The organism is Bacteroides sp. CAG:633 (assembly GCF_000435115.1).
Lineage (GTDB): Bacteria > Bacteroidota > Bacteroidia > Bacteroidales > Bacteroidaceae > Bacteroides > Bacteroides ndongoniae.
Genome location: NZ_FR883058.1, coordinates 1 through 18,864, shown reverse-complemented (window position 1 = coordinate 18,864; position 18,864 = coordinate 1). Strand labels below are relative to the sequence as shown.

Below are 18,864 nucleotides of genomic sequence, written 5' to 3'. Positions count from 1 at the left end.
CCCTACGCCACATAATGGACATACCCAGTCGGCGGGCAGGTCTTCGAATGCGGTGCCGGGTGCAATGCCGTTTTCAGGATCGCCTAACGCGGGGTCGTAGATATATTCGCATACGGTGCAGATGTATTTATCCATATTTTCTTTCATTTTTGGGGTTAAATAATTTATTTTTCAGTCTCGAATTATAAACGCAAAATGGAGGCTGATTGTTCAGAGGCAGGCGTGTTCCTCTTTCCTAAAAAGATTTAATAATATTAACTGTCTGAATTATTGTTGTACTTTTGTGCTCGGTTAATTAAAAACATGAACAATCTGCATGAGCGCAATGAAAGAAAATACCAATCACATCGGGCTGACTGATGAAGAGGTACGCAAAAGCCGTGCCGAACATGGGGTGAATTTGCTGACTCCTCCCAAACGCCCTTCTCTTTTCAAACTCTATTTGGAGAAATTTCAGGATCCTGTCGTAAAAGTGCTACTTGTAGCTGCCTTGTTCTCGCTGATCATTTCGATAGTCGAGAACGAGTATGCCGAAACCATTGGTATCATAGCTGCTATCTTGCTGGCTACTGGTATCGGTTTCTTCTTCGAATACGATGCCAACAAGAAGTTCGACCTGCTGAATGCCGTCAACGAAGAGACGCTGGTCAAGGTGATACGTAACGGCCACGTGCAGGAAGTACCCCGCAAGGATGTAGTGGTAGGCGATGTCGTACTGTTGGAAACCGGTGAAGAAATACCTGCCGACGGCGAACTGCTGGAGTCTGTTTCCCTGCAGGTCAACGAATCCAACCTGACCGGTGAGCCGGTAGTTTCGAAAACAACTGTCGAAGCCGATTTCGATGAAGAAGCCACGTATGCTTCCAATCGCGTGTTGCGAGGTACGACGGTGGTCGACGGTCACGGCATGATGCGTGTCGAGGCAGTAGGCGATGCAACCGAGATTGGTAAAGTGGCCCGTCAGAGCACCGAACAGAGCACCGAACCTACACCTCTTAATATACAGCTCACCAAGCTGGCCAACCTGATCGGAAAGATCGGTTTTACGGCTGCTGGATTGGCTTTTGCCATTTTCTTTGTGAAGGACGTCATCCTTTTCTACGACTTTTCTTCGTTGCACACCTTTGCCGACTGGCTGCCCGCCCTGCAGGCCACGCTGAAATACTTCATGATGGCCGTTACGCTGATTGTGGTGGCTGTGCCCGAAGGACTTCCGATGAGTGTTACGCTGAGCCTGGCACTGAACATGCGCCGTATGCTTTCTACCAACAATCTGGTGCGTAAGATGCATGCCTGCGAGACGATGGGTGCCATCACCGTTATCTGTACCGACAAGACCGGTACGCTGACGCAGAACCAGATGCAGGTATACGAAGCCAGCTTTTATGGGTTGAACAACCGCAGCGACCTGGCCGACGACGAATTGAGCCGTGTGGTGATGGAAGGCATCAGTGCCAATTCAACTGCCTTTCTGGAAGAAGTCGTACCCGGCGAGAAGGTAAAAGGTGTAGGCAATCCTACCGAAGTAGCCTTGTTGCTTTGGCTCAATGCGCAGGGGAAAGACTATCTGCAGTTGCGCGAAGCGGCTCAGGTGGTCGATCAGCTGACTTTCTCGACCGAACGTAAATTTATGGCTACGCTGGTGCAGTCGCCTCTGTTGGGTAAGAAAGTACTGTATATGAAAGGAGCGCCCGAAATCGTATTAGGCAAGTGCAAGGACGTAGTGCTGGACAGCGGACGTACCGATGCCGTAGCCTATCGTCCGACTGTTGAGGCTCAGTTGCTGGGCTATCAGAATATGGCCATGCGTACGTTGGGCTTTGCTTATAAGGTAGTGGCCGATGACGATACGCGCGACTGCGCTACGCTGGCTGCCGACGGCGATCTTTCGTTCGTGGGTGTGGTAGCTATCAGCGACCCCATCCGCCCCGATGTGCCTGCCGCTGTGCAGAAGTGTCAGTCGGCTGGTATCGGTGTGAAGATTGTAACAGGCGACACGCCGGGTACCGCTACCGAAATAGCCCGTCAGATAGGACTTTGGAAACCGGAAGATACCGAACGTAACCGTATCACCGGAGCCGACTTTGCCGCCCTGACCGACGAAGAAGCGCTGGAACGTGTGATGGATCTGAAAATCATGTCGCGTGCACGGCCTACGGATAAGCAACGCCTCGTGCAACTGCTTCAGCAAAAGGGGGCTGTGGTGGCTGTGACGGGCGACGGTACGAACGATGCTCCCGCCCTGAACCATGCACAGGTAGGCCTTTCGATGGGCACGGGTACATCCGTAGCTAAGGAAGCCAGCGACATCACCTTGCTCGACGATTCGTTCAACAGTATCGGCACTGCCGTCATGTGGGGCCGTTCGCTCTATAAAAATATACAACGTTTCATTGTCTTCCAGCTGACCATCAACTTCGTAGCACTGTTCATCGTGTTGCTGGGTTCGCTGGTGGGTACCGACCTGCCGCTCACCGTGACGCAGATGCTGTGGGTGAACCTCATCATGGACACCTTTGCCGCTTTGGCATTGGCTTCCATTCCGCCCAGTGAAAGCGTAATGAAGGAGAAACCCCGTAAGCCGACCGATTTCATCATAACCCGGAGCATGCAGCGGATGATCTTCGGTGTGGGACTGGCTTTTGCCTGCCTGCTGATGGGTATGCTGCTCTACTTCGAACGGCAGGGCATGACGGTGCGCGAACTGACCATCTTCTTCACCTTCTTTGTGATGCTCCAGTTCTGGAACCTCTTCAACGCCCGTGTGTTCGGTACAACCGATTCGGCCTTTAAGGGTATCTCCAAGTCCTACGGCATGGAGTTCATCGTACTGGCCATTCTGGTAGGACAGTTCCTGATTGTACAGTTTGGTGGGCCGGTATTCCGTACCGAACCGCTCGACGGAATGACATGGCTGGCAATCATTGCTTCGTCATCGCTGGTATTGTGGGTGGGCGAGATTGTACGTCTGGTTCGCCGTTTAATGCAGAAAAAATAATGATACAGAAAGATATAAAGAACCTGATTTTCGACTTCGGCGGTGTGCTGATTGATCTTGACCGCGGACGTTGTGTCGAACGCTTCGCTCAGTTGGGACTGGAGCGGGTCGAAGAGATGCTGGGCCTGTACTATCAGCAGGACTTCTTTCAGCAGTACGAGAAAGGGCTGATCAGCAGTGCCGCGTTTCGTGACGAAATCCGTGCGAAGTCCAGCCGCCCGCTGACCGATGCCGAGATAGATGATGCCTGGAACAGCTTCCTCGTCAGCATTCCTTCTTATAAACTCGACATGTTGCTGGAGCTGCGCCGTCATTATCGGGTATGCCTGCTGAGCAACACCAACGAGATTCATTGGCTGTGGTCGTGCGCCAACGCGTTCCGCTACAAGGACTACGGAGTAGACGATTACTTCGAACGCATCTACCTGTCCTACGAAATGCGTCTGGCAAAACCCGATGCCGAGATTTTCCGCCGTGTGCTGGCCGATGCCGGTATGTGTGCCGAAGAAACCCTGTTTATCGACGACTCGGCAGAGAATTGTCAGTCGGCCGCATCGCTGGGACTGTCTACTTATACTCCGAAACCTCATGAAGATTGGAGACCACTTTTCAGATAATTGCCCGAAAGTAGCTACCATCGGCTTCTTCGACGGGGGGCATCGGGGACACCGGTTCCTGATCGAACAGGTGCGTGCTATGGCCGCCGAGCGTCGTTGTGCGTCGGCTGTGGTGACGTTTCCGGTGCATCCGCGCAAGGTGATGCAGCCCGAATACTGTCCGCAGCTGCTGACTACCTGTCGCGAAAAGGAAGAACTGCTGGCTGCTACAGGTGTCGATTATTGCCTGATGCTCGATTTCACCCCCGAACTGGCCTGCTGTTCGGCGCACGACTTCATGGCCCTGCTGAAAGAGCGGTATCAGATTCAGGCTTTGGTGATAGGCTACGATCATCGGTTTGGGCACAACCGCAGCGAAGGTTTCGACGACTATGTGCGCTACGGTGCAGAACTGGGCATGGAGGTACTTCCGGCTTCGGCCTACTACTGCGAAGATGGCGGCGAGGTCAGTTCTTCCTGCATCCGCCGTCTGCTCAGCGTTGGCGACGTGTCAGGGGCAGCGCGTGGTTTGGGGTACGATTATTTTCTGCAAGGTACGGTGGTAAGCGGCTATCGGGTGGGGCATACGCTGGGTTTCCCTACTGCCAACCTTCGGGTGGACGAGGCCGACAAGCTGGTTCCTGCCGATGGGGTGTATGCCGTTCGGGTGACGGTCGACGGCTGTCAGTATGGCGGTATGCTGAGCATAGGCTATCGCCCTACGCTGGACAACGGTCCCAACCGCAGTATCGAGGTCTACATCTTCGATTTTCAAGCCGATATTTACAACCATCCGCTCCGCCTTTCCTTTGCACGCCGCATTCGCGACGAACTGAAGTTTGCTTCGGTAGACGAGCTCGTGGCTCAGCTTCATAAGGATGAAGCTGTGGCACGGCAGCTGCTTTTCGCGTAAAGCGTGAAGCGGAAATCACTTATATTACCTGCATTTTACACCCTCAGAAAAGGGCTTTCCAGGACACTTGCACGGCTCGCGAGCAACACTTGTACGGCTCGCGAGCCGTGCAAGTGTCGAACAAATGGATTGCAAGTGTCGCTCACGAGGGGAGCAAGCGTCTGAAAATAGCCTTTCGGAAGAGAGCTTCGGAAGGCTCGTTTCACCCTTCACACAACCGTTGATTAGTATGTTCCATGTTTCACCTTTCACTGTAATGCGCAACAGGACAGCAGTTTGCGGTGAAACATTACCAAAAAGGTTCCGGATGTGAAACGTTATTCAAAGAAATCTCCTATATTTGCGGTAGACGAATGTGGGGACTTGAATAACTTAATTATAATACACATGAACAAGAAAAACTACTCAATCCGTACGATTGTACTGGCTCTGTTGGGAGCCTTGTCCTGGTTTCAGGCCGATGTGGTGCTGGCAGCCAATCCTTACCTTCCTTTGTGGGAATACATTCCCGATGGTGAACCTTATGTATTCGAAGATCCCGATCATCCGGGCAAGTATCGTGTTTATGTTTATGGTTCGCACGACTCCATGAAGACGGAGTACTGCGGACGCGAGCAGGTGGTGTGGTCGGCTCCGGTGGACGATCTGAACAACTGGCGCTACGACGGCATTATCTTCGAGTCGAAGACCGATGCCCGTGGTGAATGGCTGAATGCCGGTGGTGTGGGCGACGTGCTCTATGCTCCCGACGTGGTGGAAGTGAAAGACAAAAACGGGAAAAAGACGTATTATCTCTATCCGAACAATCAGGCAGGCGGACGCAACGGCATGGTGGCCAAGGCAGACCGTCCTGACGGCCCTTTCCGGGTATGCAACTGGAGTAAAGAGTCGCCCAAAGCGACAACTGGCGTGCTGGCTTTCGACCCTGCGGTAATGGTCGATGACGACGGTCGTGTGTACGGCTACTGGGGTTTCGAAGAGTCGTGGGGTGCAGAACTGGATCCTGCCACAATGGCTACCGTGAAGCCCGGTACTCAACCCGTGAAAGACATGGTGTCGAGCCGCAAGCAGGACGGCGTGTTCCGCTTCTTCGAGGCATCGTCCATCCGTAAAATCAAGGATAAATATGTATTTGTTTATAGCCGTTGGACAGCCGAAGGCGAGTTCGGTTTTCCCGGTACCAACTATACGCTAGCCTATGCTTACAGCGACAATCCGCTGGGGCCTTTTACTTACGGTGGCACGCTGATCGACGGCCGCGGTCGCGATGTGGATGCCGATGGCAAGCCCATTCTGACAGCTACGCCGGGCGGAAACACGCATGGCAGTATCATCGAAATCAATGGCCACTGGTACGTGTTCTACCATCGTCAGTGTGGTACCAACGAGTATGCCCGTCAGGCCATGGTGGCTCCCATTGAGGTGAAGGTGACCGAAGGAGCGGGCGGCAAGGTGGAGATCACGGAAGGGGAATATACGTCCGAAGGCTTCGAGACGGACGGGCTGAATCCCTACAAGCGCTATTCGGCCGGCATTGCCTGTTACTACACGGGGCCGCGTCCGGCTTATCACGAATGGCCTAATTTCTATTTCTCGGGTTCGTACGTGCAGCCCACTTATGGCGATGCCACGAACTTCGACGATCCTTATAACCTGCGTGTCAACAGCAATCCCGTGGTGAACAATACGGCAGGTTCCATCGTAGGCTACAAGTACTTCAACTTCGACCTTCTCGATCCCGACAAGGATGCGGAACTGTTGCTCAGCCTTAAGCCGCTGGGCGTGGAGGGTACCATCGATGTCATGGTAGGCAGTCCTTGGACGAGTCGTGGCGGAGTGAAAGTAGGTACGTTGCGTCTCAGCAAAGATGCCCCGCAGCAGATTGCCGAGATGCGTATCAGTGTCTCCAAGGCCAAGGAGTTCAAGGGCAAGCAGGCTTTGTTCTTCGTCTTTTCGTCGCCCACGGCCGACCGCTCCCTCTGCGAGCTTCACAACCTGGTGTTTGCTAAACGTTGATGATTGGTTATCAGGAGTTCATCCCTATGTGAAGCAAAGGTATCAGAAACTCTCCTCCTTCTGGAAGGTTGTTCTCCCCCGATAACGGGGGAGTTAAGAGGGGGTGAGTACCCGAAGGGGGAGGTGGTAGGTGAAAGCATAAAGTGTTAATATACAGCGTGTCGTAAAACCTACCACCCCGCCCGTTGGGCACCCCTCCTTCCAGAAGGAGGGGAGTTAGATACTATACTAAGCTTTGACACACCATCCCTTTGCGCAGCCTTTCTATTGCTGTGTTTGTGGCTGTAGCGTGTATGGGAGGCGCAAAATTTTGCGTCTCTACCTGAGAGATGTGGCTGTGCTTGAGCCGGTATATTCCTGCTTGTTTTCTTTCTTTTCAGCTTTGTATTATTGCAAAACAGATTAAATTTATTGTTTTTCGATAAATTCTTTCTGTTTTTCTTTTGTTTTCTCCTAAAATAGTATTTCATTTGCATATCGAAAAACGATAAATGATTATCGAAAAACGGAATTGAAAACAAAAAACAGTATTCATTTAAACAGGTAGTAATATGAAGGCTTTGGTTATGACGGCGATTATAGCAGTAGCAGGACTGGTCAATGTAATTGCCATAAATGCATGGCAGCAAGGCAGAGGCCATACGGGTGTAAAAATAGGGCAGAGTAAAGGTTGCGTCCAACTGTTGGTTGTAAAGTAAATGCTTTGTAGCAGGCCAAAATAATATATCATTTAAAAAAAGAAGAACGACGATGAAGACAGCGATAAAATTGGCATTGATTTATTTCCTGATGCAGATATTGGGTGCACTTACTGCAGGCCCGTTCTGTATGCTTTATGTCTATATCACAACCGGCAGCATGGATGCGGAAGTGGCGCAGAAGCTGACTATAGCTCCGACCCTGTTGTTGGGAATCGTTTACATGATGCTTTATTTGTGGAGAAAAGGCCATTTAGCCGATGACGGACTGATGTATTCGCTTACTACCCCGTCATGCCTGACGTGGAGCCTGCTGGCCGGTGTGGCTGGTCTTTTCCTGACCGACGCGATGGTGTCGCAAATGGGTTTTCTGCCCGACCTGATGAAACAGACGTTCGACGCGCTGCAGTCCGGCTGGTTGGGCATTCTTTGCATTGCCGTGTTAGGGCCGATATTGGAAGAACTGCTCTACCGTGGAGCCATTACGAAGGCCCTGTTGCAGAAGTATGCTCCGACCAAGGCGATTCTGATTTCAGGTTTGCTTTTCGGCATTGTCCATATCAATCCTGTTCAGGTGGTCAGTGCAGCGCTGATAGGCATTCTGCTGGCTTGGCTTTACTGGCGTACGCGGAGTCTGGTGGCCTGCATCCTGATTCATATTCTGAACAACAGCCTTTCGGTTTTCCTCAGTCTGAACTATCCCGAAGCCGGAAGCATGACCGAATTGTTAGGTACGCCACTGGTGGTGATTATGACGGTTGTGGCGCTTGCCTTGTTCCTTCTTTCGGTGAAGAAACTGAGTGCTTATCAACTTTTTGCAACGAATACAACAACAGATAACAAGCTATGAAAAGAAGACTGAACATCCTTTGTGCCATCGTCCTGCTGGTGATGAGCTGGTCGGTAGGCGTGTCGCTCTACTACATGGGGCTGGGTATGACAAAAGGCGTCCAAATGGGATTGGATGCTGCGCGCGAAATGGAGGAAGGTAAAACCAATGCCAAACTGGAAGAGGTGAACAACATGAGAACTGTCTCTTTGCTTCCCAAACTCCTGAGTGAATGGAAGGGAGAGTTCTTCACCGATTCTGTGCGCAACGAGAAGACGGGGCAATACGTCCCGATGGCCTACTCGAACCTGATGGTAAGCGTGCCGGTGGAGACACCCGTCTGGCAGAGGGTGGCTTCTACGCTGATGGGCTTCCTGGTGCTGGTGGCTAGTATCTGGGCATTGGTGCTGTTCATCCGTATAGTGGTGTCGGTCAACCGTTCGGATATCTTCAATTGGAGCAATGTCCGTCGCCTGCGCCGTTTGGGCGTTCTGCTCATTGTCGTTTTTGTTTGTGTCCTGTTGCCCGAATACATGGCGCTTTGCAACTTGCGCGAGGTGTTCTCGCTGGAGTCTTACGAGCTGATACTTTCCGATTCGGTCAAGGTGACCAATCTGTTGTTGGGACTGATATCCCTCATTGTGGCCGAAATCTTTGCCATCGGGCTGAAGATGAAGGAGGAACAGGATTTGACAATATAAGAAGATAGGAATATGAAAAATATATTTGGAAAGAAGAATTCGAAGGAAGAACTGGAGTTTGTGATGTATTGTCTGATGATAATGTGTGTCAGCAGTCTGCTTTTCGTCTTTTTTCGCAATCTGGATTTATGCTATGATTTGGGGAAGGACAATACTGATAACCTGATTGTAAAGCTACTGCCCGAAAATGTAACGTTGTTAGCAATGGTTGTATGCAGCGTACTCATTTATCTGATGCTGCGCAATGTGCAGAAAGGGTTAGTCTTTACCAAACTAAATTCAGATTTGATTATGACCATTGGGGTAGTGCTGGAATGTAATGGTATCTTGCAGATGGCTTTCAATGCTTTTTTGTCCGACTCAATGGACGGAAACACCATTCCGATGGTTTATCTGTTGCTGGGTGTCTTCTTTCTGTTCATTGCCTGCCTGTTCAAAATTGGCATACGGATGCAGGAGGAGCAGGATTTGACAATCTGACAAGCTGATGAGGAAACGAGGGATGAGTTGACAAGGAAACGAGGGATAAGTTGACAAGGAGACGAGTTAACAAGACCACAAGGCCTCGTGGTCTGAAGTCTTGTCAACTTGTTTACTAAATTAAATTTAAAGACCTATGAGTACTATTTTTCATACCGACCGCAAATGGGTGGCAGGTGTCTGCTACATCGGTTTTCTTTTGTTGACGTTGATGTTAGCATCGTTCGTGTTTTTTCTGGTGATGAACCTGTGGGTAGATAAAGACGCTAAGTTTATCCGTATTTACGGAGGAATAGTTTGGATTTATGGTTGGTCGTATCTGTATCACCGTTGGGTGAAGCATTGCACTACATGGTTGACATGATAAAGGGAGGATTATAGATATGAAAATATTTAAGAAGTTGTATCAGCGCTACAAGGATATGGGCAGTTTGCCTTGGATTGTATGTATCGTATTGCTGTCAGTGATAGCCTATTATACTGTTCCGGTAATCGGCCTGATACAGGCAGGCGGAGATGAACGTTTACTGGGTTGGGCGTATGTCTGCAACCTGCTGGCCTTGGTGGTGCTTTGTGTGAACATCTTACGGTTGGATTGTCGGAACCTGTTGAGCCATAAGACGGCCAATTCGTTGGATTTCAGCGGTTATCTCATCATTCTGCTGATGCTGATACGCAATGGGATTGTACGCGAGAGTGATAGTTTGAGCGACAGCTGGAACTATTCGTTGGACTGGATGACCATCCTGCTGTTTGGTTTCCTGTTGCAGTTTGTCGGTAAGATTGTCCGCCGTGCTGTGAAACTGAAAGAGGAACAGGACTTAACCATTTAAACCTTTGCCTATGCCGATAGTAGTGAATTTAGATATAATGATGGCCCGCCGGAAGATTTCTTTGGGCGAGCTGGCCGAGAAGATAGACATCACTCCCGCCAACCTTTCCATCCTAAAGACGGGTAAGGCAAAAGCCATCCGTTTCTCTACCCTCGAAGCCATTTGCAAGGTGCTCGACTGTCAGCCGGGAGATATTCTGGAATACAGAGAGGAGGAATAGATGATGGGAACGGCCGATAGAGAAAAGATGCTTTACTTCCGTCATCGTTCGGCGACGGATAAGGAGGAACTGTTGTCTGACAAAACTTGGGACGACCTGAACGGTGAAGCGCTCTTTGTTCGTGTGGACAGGACTTCGTCGGCCATTGGCAGACAGTATCTTTACAGCCTGTTGCGCTACGACCGTGTGTCCGGCGTCAGTCGCTGCGAAGAGGTGGTGGACAGCTTCACGGCAGATAAAACTTTGCGCGAGGAAGTACGGCAGTTGTTGCGTAAATTGGATACTTCCGATGCTTATCGCGTGATTGAACTGATTGACGAAAAGAAAGTGTTGCCTTTTGGCTGGCCGGTGGGCTGGCTCTATGTGATGCAACTGCTTCCCATTCTGTTTTTAGGTTTGCTTTATGTAACTTCGTCTCCTTGGTTTATAGGATTGTTGGCGGTTTCGCTCATGGGGAATCTGTGGCTGCACTATCGCAACAAGTCGTGGCTGCAGATCTATTTCTTTTCTATTCCTTGCCTTTGGCGTTTGTTGAAGCAGAGCGAAAAGTTGTTGAAGTATCCCTTTGTTCAGGTGATTGACGGAAAGATAGCCGGTACGTTGCAGGCGTTGCACCCGTTGCAGGAGAAATTGTCAGCTTTCCGTTTTCAAGTCCGGTTGGAGAGCGATGCGGCTCTGCTGGCATGGCTGCTGGCCGAGGTGCTGAATATTGTATTCCTGCGTGAAGTCATTTCCGTGACAAAGGTTTTCCGTTTGCTGGAGGGCAGACGCGAGGCACTTCATTCTGTTTTCTGTTTCTGGGGGATGGTCGATGTGCTTTGTTCGGTGTCAGTGTTGCGCGATGAGCTTCCTTATCATACTCGTCTGAAGACTTGTAAGGAAGGAGAAACGTTCCGTGCCGATGGACTGTATCATCCGCTGGTGGAAGATTGCATGTCTAACAGTCTGACACTTTGCGGGCAATCGGCATTGATTACAGGCTCTAACATGTCGGGGAAGACCACCTTTATCCGGGCTGTTGGTGTCAGTGTGCTGTGTGGTAAGGCATTGGATACCTGCTTTGCCGAGGCTTTCTGCCTGTTATCTGATACGAAACTTCATTCAGCTATCCATGTGGAGGACGATCTGATGGCCGGACGCAGCCTGTTCCTCCAAGAAGTACAGACGATGAAAGAGATGTTGGAACAGAGCAAACAAGGCAGCTGCCTTTTCTTGTTGGACGAACTTTTCAAGGGAACCAATACCACCGAAAGAATTGCCATCGCAAAAGCTGTACTTGCTGCTCTGGCTACTCAAAGAAACGTCGTTTTTGCATCTACGCACGACATCGAACTGGCCAGCCTGCTTGCCGGACAATACAGCCTCTACCATTTCTGCGAAACCATTTCCGACGATAAGTTATCTTTCGACTATCTGCTGAAACCCGGCCCCGTGACCGAACGCAATGCCATACGTATCATCGAGCTGTACGGTTATCCTGCGGAAGTAGTGGAGGAGGCGCGCCGGTGGGCGGAAGGGAGGTGACTAAGGGTATATCGTTGTTTTTCAGAATTTATTGGCGGGTATGGGAAGTAGGGGCAAGTATCACGTCTATACCTTCCATTGAATAGTCTTGGGTTATGATTTTCTCTTGTAATGATGGGCTGATACCGATTGACTTGAAGTCTGTGGATTTTTCCCGATGAATAGGAATGATGGCAAGTCGTGGGTTGGTTAGGTTGCATACTTTACGAAGAACTTCTGCTGTGGCGTGTCCGCTGGTATGCAGATGCAGTATTTTGTTATTGGCAAAGTATTCTTGAAGTCTGATGTATTCGGTATTTTGTGTACTGCCATTGGTTATATATCCATTCCACATGGAGTAGATGAAAAGAGTTTCTGTCGCTGGCAGAATGGGTAGCAGGTGGTCCAGATAAGAGTGGAATTTAGGGGTGGCCCTGACAAACATTGTAAAACCGTTTGTGATCATCCATTCTTTCAGTTTCTGATTATGCTCGTTGTATGTGAAGACTTGTCCGAAGTCAAAACAAGATGATTGCTTCCCTGCTGTTCGGGAAAACAAGTCAAGGATGTCTTTTTGGAAAGCATCTGTTATGAGTGCCCGCTTAGGTATTATCCGGTTGTTGGCATTCTTAAAACTGGCTAGCCGTTCGATGTCTGTGGATGAGCAATGGATAAATGAATACTTGTGAACATTCATTTGTTTTGTGGCTTCTTGGCATAGCTCCATTTCTGTTCGGACTTTCTCTTCCGGACGTGCAAGCATGGTACCCTCGATGATGAGTACATCAACTTGTCCGACAAAGTATTTCAGCGTGGCTTCCAGTCCCTTGCTCAGATATCCATGCCCTCTGAAGTCACCGGTATGCAGAATCTTTTTCCCTTCCGCTTCAATTAGAAACATATAGGAGTCGTATGCGGAATGGCTGACAAAGTAAGGTGTGATGGCGATATCCCCAAAGTGCAATGTTTGCTTTGCTTGAAAGATCTTCATGTTCGAGGCGGTTCTGAAAGCATGTTTGAATGCAGCGCTACATTCTTTTTCGGGAAGGCAGCATAATTGTTGGTATTTCCTGCAAACAATTTGTTTGGCTACAGGACCGATGTATTGGGGAATACTATCCGGTACACGGTGAAACAGTCCGATGTGGTCGCCGTGATAGTGCGTATAGAGTATAGCCGAGCAGCCTTGGGTAAGTTCTGCTATTGTGCTGTCGTTATCCAAGGCATCTTTATCGTCATTGCTGGGCAGGTTATGTCCCAAGTCAATAATGATACTGGTGGAGTGGGTGGATATACGGGTCATTTGTCCTCCAATCTGTGTAGGACGTTGGATGGTTATTTGCATAATTGCTGGTATTTCTGAATGAAAAAATTGAAATGCTGTTGTCCCGTTTCCAGTAGTTCGCGGATATTTGCTATTCTTGTTTCTCTGCCTTTCGTCATTTGGGAATAGGTATCAATAATCAGCAGTTCGGGTTTGTGCGATACTTCTTTTATTATAGGTTCGCCAGTCCATATGCCTATTCTTCTTTTGATTTGCAGTGTTTTCCGATAGTAACTGATGATATCTTCCTGATAGCTGTTGATGAAATCGTGATATTTCTTCATTTGCGCTATGATTTCAGGCTGACTGTCTAAGTGCCTGAGCCGGCTGTCGGTGATAAGTTTCAGCTCTACGAAAAACAATGTCTGATGTTTCAACTCTACTAAGTCGATACGCATGGTTTTCCTTCCTTCGGTCTGATGAGCCAGTTCTGAATCGATGTAGCGGTTTCTGTTGCACAGTATCAATTCTCCTTGCACAATTTTTTCACTGGATATATGGATGTTCTTCCGGTTGTTTACGTCTTCTTGTGCAGGAAGTTTGTGATATACTTGGCTAATTCTTCTTTTTATTGCTTCCAATCCTTCTTGACTTTGGAACAGTTCTTGGCAATCATAGTAGTTGGAGGTTATAGTCGGCTCTTTTGTGTCGAAGAGATCGGTTGTGTATTTTTTATGTATTTCTGCCACTATATGGCCATTTGACCATTGGATAAGGGCTACGCATCCGCCATAATAATAGACATTGATATAATTGTCTTTGCGTACTTCCACATAAAGCTCGGGATCGTTCAGGATATTCCTCCACCACAGCGGCTTTTCTTCCAGTGCTTTCCATAGGTGGTGTTCTTCCTGCAGCGAGGCAAATGTACCGTTTGTCTTTTGTCTGGGCATGTCTTTCTTAGAGAGTGTGTTAAAACAAAGGTATCTGAACTCTCCTCCTTCTAGAAGGAGGGGAGTCAGATACTATACTGAGTTTCGATACACTCTTGTGATTTTATTACTTATTTTTGATCTGCTCTTATTTTATCCTTCCTTCGCCTTAAACGCCAGCGCATACATCCGCATCTGCTTCACCATGGCCAGCAGGCCGTTGCTGCGGGTGGGGGAAAGATGTTCTTGCAGGCCGATCTGAGGGATGAAATAGAGGTCGGCTTCCAGTATTTCGTCGGGGGTGTGGCTGGAAAGCACTTTGATGAGCAGGGCAATGATGCCTTTCACGATCAGGGCATCGCTTTCGGCCTGGAAGATGATTTTGCCGTCCTGTTCGTCGGCTTGCAGCCATACGCGGCTTTGGCAACCTTCAATCAGGTTTTGGTCGGTCTTGTACTTTTCGTCAAGGGGTTGCTGTTCGTTGCCCAAGTCGATGAGCAACTGGTAGCGGTCCATCCAATCGTCGAAATCGCTGAATTCGGCGATTACTTCGTCTTGCATTTCGTTGATGGTCATATTGTGAGGTTTTTAGTTTTTAAGTTCTTTAGTTTTTAGTTTAGTTGACAAGTTGACGAGTTAACGAGGCTACGAGGAAGGGAGAGTTTTGTTGACGAGGGGACGAGGCTTCAGACTACGAGGGGTGGGCTTGTTCCCTTGTCTCCTTGTTCCCTCGTTAACCACTCCCTTTGTTCCCTCGTCAACTTGTCCCTCGTCAACTTGTCCCCTCGTCCCTTAAGTTTACTTCTCGTTATAAATCACCTCCAGCACTGTCTGGCCAACGGCGTTGAGCGTACCTTTGTCTATCACGTCCATATTGTCGTCGATGGTGTGCCAGAAGTCGCCGAAGCCGGTGTCGCAGTTGGGGTCGTAGTTGATGATGTCCACGCAGGGAATCTTACGCAGGTTGTAGACGTACATGTGGTCGTCGGTCACTTCGGTGCCGTCCTGCTTGGGGAAGAAGCTTTCGAAGCCCAGACGGTGGGCAGCGTCCCAGATCTTCTTTACCTGCTTGCTGGCTGTGCGCTTGGAGAAGAGTTCCTGATAGAAGGTAGCGTTTTTGCCGCCTACCATGTCCAGTAGGATGCCGTAGCGGGCATTGTAGTTTTCTACGTGAGGCATGCGTCCCCAGTATTGCGAGCCCAGACACCAAGTGTCGGCTTTGTACTGACCTTTGTAGAAGGTAGGAATGCCGTAGTCTTCGGCATCGAAGAAGATGATGTCGATGCCGATGGTGGGTGCCTGCTGTTGCAGCTGGCGCGCTACCTCCAGCAGTACGCCTACACCGCTGGCTCCGTCGTTGGCTCCTATGATGGGCGTCTGATGCTTCTTGTCGTCATCGTCTTCGTCGGCATAGGGGCGACTGTCCCAGTGGGCACAGAGCAGTACGCGCCGACGGCTGTCGGGGTTGTAGGCACCGATGATGTTGCGCGACTTCAGCAGGGTGCCGTCGTAGGCCACGAGGTCGGCGTATTGGTTGTAGACTTTGGCTCCGAACTGCTCCAGCTTGGAAGCCAAGTATTCGCCGCAGGCTTTGTGGGCAGTTGTGTTGGGCACGCGGGGACCGAAGTCGGCCTGTGTCTTCACGTACTGGTAAGCACTGTCGGCATTGAAGGTCGGCACGTTGACCTTTTCTTTGGCGACATCTTCTGTCTGGTCGGCGGCCGATTTCTTATTGCTGCTGCATGCTACGGTTGCGAACACCAGCAGCAGGCAGCATGAAAGTAAGGTGTAGTGACGTTTCATTGTTGATAAATTGGGTATTGACAATTAAAAATGAACAATTAAAAATTAATAATTTAAGTTTCGCAAGTGCTCAACTTATTAGTTGACAAGACTTCAGTTAACAAGTCTACTAGGCTGGAACGCCCTGTTTGATAAAGTGCCGCTTGAAACGGTTCGCTACAAACGCCTTGTTAACTCGTCAACTTGTTGCTTGTCAACTGCAACTTGAGCTTGCGAAAGTTGAGTTAAGGGTTAAAAGTTCAGCCTGACTTCTTTCCGGCCCACTTCCAGCCTGACACCGGCACCGTTGATCAGCGGCAGGTTCATGGTGACGTGGCCTACGGGGAAGTTGAAGCAAATGGGATAGTCGTACTCCTTCACCACGTCGGCCAGTGCGCCGTACAGGTCTTTGCCGAGCGACTTGTTTTCCTCGTATTCGGTGAACTGTCCGATGATGAGGCCCGAAAGCCGTTCGAGCACGCCTCCCAGCTTCAGGTTGTACATCATCCGCTCCACGGCGTGCGGCCGTTCGCCTACATCTTCTATAAAGAGGACGGTGCCTTCGGGCGGAATGTCGTAGGGCGTGCCGCGCAGTCCGTAGAAGACGGCCAGATTGCCGCCGCGCAGCGTGCCTTGGCAGGTACCCGTGTGGTTCAGCTTATGGGCAGGACATACGTAGTCGAAAGCGGTGCCGTCGTTGTCCTCGGTCCGGAGGGTGGCATTTCGTCCGAAGAGGATGTCGCGCAGGGCTTGTGTGCAGAAGTCGTCTTCGGGCTCCACGGTCAGGTGGCGTGCCATGGGGGCATGAAGCGAGGCGAATCCGTTGGCCTGAAACACGTTGTGCAGGGCAGTGATGTCGCTGAAACCGACGAGCCACTTCGGGTGTTGGCGGAAGCGGCCGAAGTCTAGCTTGTCCACCAGGTGCACGGCTCCGTATCCGCCGCGGCTGCAGAAGATGACTTTGGCCGTCTCGTCGTCCATCGCTTCCTGCAGGTCGTCGAGCCGTTGCTGTATGGTGCCGGCATAGGTGCCGTTCGAGCCGCCTGCATGTCGGGCCATGACCACTTCCAGCCCCCAGGATTCGAGCCGTTTCCGGGCTCCTTTCAGGAAGGCCTTGTCTATTTTGCCCGAGGGGGAGAGGATGATTACGCGGTCGCCCTCGTGCAGATAGGGTGGGAAAATAAGGCTGTTCATATCTTTTTCGTCTACTTTTCCGCAAAAGTACACAATTTCGCCACAGGGCAAACAAGGTGGGGTTAGTTTTTTTGTGGCGGCTGTGTATCAGTCGGTTTTCTTTTCCCGCAACGAGAAGAATCTTTTCTCCAGCAGAGAAAACAGTTCTCACGCTGAGAGAAAAGTGTTCTCACGCCTATGAGAAGACTATTCTCATAACTGTGAGAAAACTATTCTCATGCCTATGAGAACATCCTTCTCATACTTGTGAGAATAAACCGGGCATACTGGAGTGTTGCGGACAGCGAACCTTTTGGCTGGCTTGCCTGTTTTTCATAAAAAATGTTTGTTTTATCGTTATTCTGTCAAAATGATATTATCGGAACGAAATTTTACCCTGTCGTATGCTTTGATTTTCGACATTTTTTCAGATATTTGCTAAAAATCTAACGTTATGGAACCTATTCGGAATTTTGATCAGTTGACCGCCCACTTGAAAACCTTGAATAAAAGGAAACGCATTGCCGTTGTTTGTGCCAATGACCCCAATACGGAATATGCCATCAGCCGCGCTTTGGAAGAAGGCATAGCCGAGTTTCTGATGATTGGCGATTCGGCTATTCTGGAGAAATATCCCAGTCTGAAGAACTATCCCGACTATGTGCACACGCTGCACGTTGAAGACCCCGACGAGGCTGCCCGCGAGGCGGTGCGCATTGTGCGCGAAGGCGGGGCGGACATTCTGATGAAAGGCATCATCAATACCGACAACCTGCTGCATGCCATTCTGGATAAGGAAAAAGGCCTGCTGCCCAAGGGCAAGATACTGACCCACCTGGCCGTGATGCAGATTCCTACGTACGACAAGCTGCTGTTCTTCTCCGATGCCGCCGTCATCCCGCGGCCTACGTTGCAGCAGCGCATTGAGATGATCTGGTACGCCATCCGCGCCTGCCGCCACTTCGGCATCGAGCAGCCGCGNNCACTTCGGCATCGAGCAGCCGCGCATCGCCCTGATACACTGTACGGAGAAGGTGAGCGCCAAGTTCCCCCATTCGCTGGACTATGTGAACATCGTCGAACTGGCCGAAGCAGGCGAATTCGGCAACGTCATCATCGACGGTCCGCTGGACGTGAAAACCTCGTGCGAGAAGACCAGCGGCGACATCAAAGGCATCGTTTCGCCCATCAACGGCGAGGCCGACGTACTCATCTTCCCCAACATCGAGTCGGGCAACGCTTTCTACAAAGCCGTCTCCCTGTTCTCGCACGCCGACATGGCCGGATTGCTGCAAGGCCCCATCTGTCCGGTGGTGCTGCCCTCGCGCAGCGACAGCGGACTGTCGAAGTACTACAGCATCGCCATGGCCTGCCTGACGAGCAACGGACAGGACATGAACGAATAAAGCAGGAAGCAAGTCGTTTAACCATTCACCATTTATCATTCATCATTCACCATTTCCATGAAGATATTAGTCATCAACCCCGGCTCTACTTCGACGAAGATTGCCGTTTACGAAGATAACGTTCCCCGTCTGGTGCGCAGCATCCGGCATTCGGTGGACGATTTGTCCGCATTTCCTCGCATCATCGACCAGTTTGAGTTCCGCAAGAATCTGGTGCTCGAAGAGCTGAAGGCCGACGGCATCCCCTTCGAGTTCGATGCCATCGTGGGGCGGGGCGGATTGCTGAAGCCTATTCCCGGCGGCGTGTACGAGGTGAACGATGCCATGCTCGACGACATTGCTCATGCCATGCGCAGCCATGCCTGTAACTTAGGCTGCCTGATAGCGCACGAACTGGCCGTGATGCTTCCCGGTTGTCGCGCGTTCATTGCCGACCCCGGCGTGGTGGACGAGCTTGAAGAAATAGCCCGCATCACCGGTTCGCCCCAGATGCCTCGTGTGGTGATATGGCATGCGCTGA

17 protein-coding genes and 2 pseudogenes are annotated in these 18,864 nt (G+C 50.4%); 13 read left to right on the top strand and 6 right to left on the bottom strand.

Features of this window, described 5'->3' with window-relative positions:
- On the bottom strand, positions 1–135 hold a 135-nt coding region (gene rd / locus QVP67_RS07260; RefSeq protein WP_288180005.1), incomplete at its 3' end, for a rubredoxin.
- A gap of 181 nt (positions 136–316) precedes the next feature.
- On the opposite strand from rd, the gene QVP67_RS07255 reads away from it, so the two are divergent.
- The 11 genes from QVP67_RS07255 (at position 317) to QVP67_RS07205 (ending at position 11,808) form a co-directional block, all read left to right on the top strand.
- Complete coding sequence (locus QVP67_RS07255) at positions 317–2,998, top strand: calcium-translocating P-type ATPase, PMCA-type (protein ID WP_022162904.1); 2,682 nt, start codon at positions 317–319, stop codon at positions 2,996–2,998.
- Complete coding sequence (locus QVP67_RS07250) at positions 2,998–3,615, top strand: HAD family hydrolase (RefSeq protein ID WP_022162903.1); 618 nt, start codon at positions 2,998–3,000, stop codon at positions 3,613–3,615. Before QVP67_RS07255 ends, QVP67_RS07250 begins: the two co-directional genes overlap by 1 nt.
- Entirely contained in the window at positions 3,587–4,507 is a 921-nt protein-coding gene (locus tag QVP67_RS07245; protein ID WP_022162902.1) for a bifunctional riboflavin kinase/FAD synthetase, read from the top strand. The genes QVP67_RS07250 and QVP67_RS07245 overlap by 29 nt, the downstream gene beginning before the upstream one ends.
- A gap of 387 nt (positions 4,508–4,894) precedes the next feature.
- A complete protein-coding gene (locus QVP67_RS07240) occupies positions 4,895–6,523 on the top strand; it encodes a family 43 glycosylhydrolase (RefSeq protein WP_022162901.1) in 1,629 nt (542 codons plus the stop codon).
- A 750-nt stretch (positions 6,524–7,273) separates the two neighbouring features.
- Complete coding sequence (locus QVP67_RS07235) at positions 7,274–8,071, top strand: CPBP family intramembrane glutamic endopeptidase (RefSeq protein WP_022162899.1); 798 nt, start codon at positions 7,274–7,276, stop codon at positions 8,069–8,071.
- The gene (locus QVP67_RS07230; RefSeq protein ID WP_022162898.1) at positions 8,068–8,751 is read left to right on the top strand and encodes a DUF2975 domain-containing protein; all 684 of its coding nucleotides are present in this window, start codon (positions 8,068–8,070) and stop codon (positions 8,749–8,751) included. Before QVP67_RS07235 ends, QVP67_RS07230 begins: the two co-directional genes overlap by 4 nt.
- Before the next feature lie 12 nt (positions 8,752–8,763).
- Positions 8,764–9,231 (top strand): DUF2975 domain-containing protein, encoded by a 468-nt coding sequence (locus tag QVP67_RS07225; RefSeq protein ID WP_022162897.1) that lies wholly within the window; start codon positions 8,764–8,766, stop codon positions 9,229–9,231.
- 136 nt (positions 9,232–9,367) lie between these two features.
- Positions 9,368–9,595: a hypothetical protein gene (locus QVP67_RS07220; protein WP_022162896.1), complete on the top strand. Its 228-nt coding sequence runs from the start codon at positions 9,368–9,370 to the stop codon at positions 9,593–9,595.
- Between the two features lie 19 nt (positions 9,596–9,614).
- Positions 9,615–10,064 carry a hypothetical protein gene (locus QVP67_RS07215; protein ID WP_022162895.1) on the top strand — a complete coding sequence of 150 codons (450 nt, stop codon included), beginning with the start codon at positions 9,615–9,617 and terminating at the stop codon, positions 10,062–10,064.
- A gap of 10 nt (positions 10,065–10,074) precedes the next feature.
- Positions 10,075–10,284, top strand: coding sequence for a helix-turn-helix domain-containing protein (locus QVP67_RS07210; RefSeq protein ID WP_022162894.1), 210 nt, complete (start codon positions 10,075–10,077; stop codon positions 10,282–10,284).
- Between the two features lie 3 nt (positions 10,285–10,287).
- The gene (locus tag QVP67_RS07205; protein ID WP_288180003.1) at positions 10,288–11,808 is read left to right on the top strand and encodes a MutS-related protein; all 1,521 of its coding nucleotides are present in this window, start codon (positions 10,288–10,290) and stop codon (positions 11,806–11,808) included.
- A 28-nt stretch (positions 11,809–11,836) separates the two neighbouring features.
- Here the strand turns inward: QVP67_RS07205 and QVP67_RS07200 are convergent, their stop codons facing one another.
- The 5 genes from QVP67_RS07200 to QVP67_RS07180 all read right to left on the bottom strand — a co-directional run bounded on the left by QVP67_RS07200 (position 11,837) and on the right by QVP67_RS07180 (position 16,959).
- A complete protein-coding gene (locus QVP67_RS07200) occupies positions 11,837–13,132 on the bottom strand; it encodes an MBL fold metallo-hydrolase (RefSeq protein WP_022162892.1) in 1,296 nt (431 codons plus the stop codon).
- Positions 13,123–14,004: a hypothetical protein gene (locus QVP67_RS07195; protein ID WP_022162891.1), complete on the bottom strand. Its 882-nt coding sequence runs from the start codon at positions 14,002–14,004 to the stop codon at positions 13,123–13,125. Before QVP67_RS07195 ends, QVP67_RS07200 begins: the two co-directional genes overlap by 10 nt.
- A 132-nt stretch (positions 14,005–14,136) precedes the next feature.
- Positions 14,137–14,559, bottom strand: a complete 423-nt coding sequence (locus QVP67_RS07190; protein ID WP_022162890.1) for a SufE family protein — start codon at positions 14,557–14,559, stop codon at positions 14,137–14,139.
- Positions 14,560–14,781: 222 nt separating this feature from the next.
- Positions 14,782–15,786, bottom strand: a complete 1,005-nt coding sequence (locus QVP67_RS07185; RefSeq protein ID WP_022162889.1) for a M20 family metallopeptidase — start codon at positions 15,784–15,786, stop codon at positions 14,782–14,784.
- Between the two features lie 231 nt (positions 15,787–16,017).
- The gene (locus QVP67_RS07180) at positions 16,018–16,959 is read right to left on the bottom strand and encodes a S66 peptidase family protein (protein ID WP_288180002.1); all 942 of its coding nucleotides are present in this window, start codon (positions 16,957–16,959) and stop codon (positions 16,018–16,020) included.
- A gap of 433 nt (positions 16,960–17,392) precedes the next feature.
- Here QVP67_RS07180 and QVP67_RS07175 point away from each other — a divergent pair.
- Positions 17,393–18,344, top strand: a pseudogene (locus QVP67_RS07175) (phosphate acyltransferase).
- Between the two features lie 57 nt (positions 18,345–18,401).
- A pseudogene (locus tag QVP67_RS07170) lies at positions 18,402–18,864 on the top strand (butyrate kinase); the annotation flags it as partial.

Bases quoted from the DNA above. Each gene is read 5' to 3' on its own strand.
- QVP67_RS07255 (WP_022162904.1), top strand. From the start codon at position 317: ATGAGCGCAATGAAAGAAAATACCAATCACATCGGGCTGACTGATGAA.
- QVP67_RS07250 (WP_022162903.1), top strand. From the start codon at position 2,998: ATGATACAGAAAGATATAAAGAACCTGATTTTCGACTTCGGCGGTGTG.
- QVP67_RS07245 (WP_022162902.1), top strand. From the start codon at position 3,587: ATGAAGATTGGAGACCACTTTTCAGATAATTGCCCGAAAGTAGCTACC.
- QVP67_RS07240 (WP_022162901.1), top strand. From the start codon at position 4,895: ATGAACAAGAAAAACTACTCAATCCGTACGATTGTACTGGCTCTGTTG.
- QVP67_RS07235 (WP_022162899.1), top strand. From the start codon at position 7,274: ATGAAGACAGCGATAAAATTGGCATTGATTTATTTCCTGATGCAGATA.
- QVP67_RS07230 (WP_022162898.1), top strand. From the start codon at position 8,068: ATGAAAAGAAGACTGAACATCCTTTGTGCCATCGTCCTGCTGGTGATG.
- QVP67_RS07225 (WP_022162897.1), top strand. From the start codon at position 8,764: ATGAAAAATATATTTGGAAAGAAGAATTCGAAGGAAGAACTGGAGTTT.
- QVP67_RS07220 (WP_022162896.1), top strand. From the start codon at position 9,368: ATGAGTACTATTTTTCATACCGACCGCAAATGGGTGGCAGGTGTCTGC.
- QVP67_RS07215 (WP_022162895.1), top strand. From the start codon at position 9,615: ATGAAAATATTTAAGAAGTTGTATCAGCGCTACAAGGATATGGGCAGT.
- QVP67_RS07210 (WP_022162894.1), top strand. From the start codon at position 10,075: ATGCCGATAGTAGTGAATTTAGATATAATGATGGCCCGCCGGAAGATT.
- QVP67_RS07205 (WP_288180003.1), top strand. From the start codon at position 10,288: ATGGGAACGGCCGATAGAGAAAAGATGCTTTACTTCCGTCATCGTTCG.
- QVP67_RS07200 (WP_022162892.1), bottom strand. From the start codon at position 13,132: ATGCAAATAACCATCCAACGTCCTACACAGATTGGAGGACAAATGACC.
- QVP67_RS07195 (WP_022162891.1), bottom strand. From the start codon at position 14,004: ATGCCCAGACAAAAGACAAACGGTACATTTGCCTCGCTGCAGGAAGAA.
- QVP67_RS07190 (WP_022162890.1), bottom strand. From the start codon at position 14,559: ATGACCATCAACGAAATGCAAGACGAAGTAATCGCCGAATTCAGCGAT.
- QVP67_RS07185 (WP_022162889.1), bottom strand. From the start codon at position 15,786: ATGAAACGTCACTACACCTTACTTTCATGCTGCCTGCTGCTGGTGTTC.
- QVP67_RS07180 (WP_288180002.1), bottom strand. From the start codon at position 16,959: ATGAACAGCCTTATTTTCCCACCCTATCTGCACGAGGGCGACCGCGTA.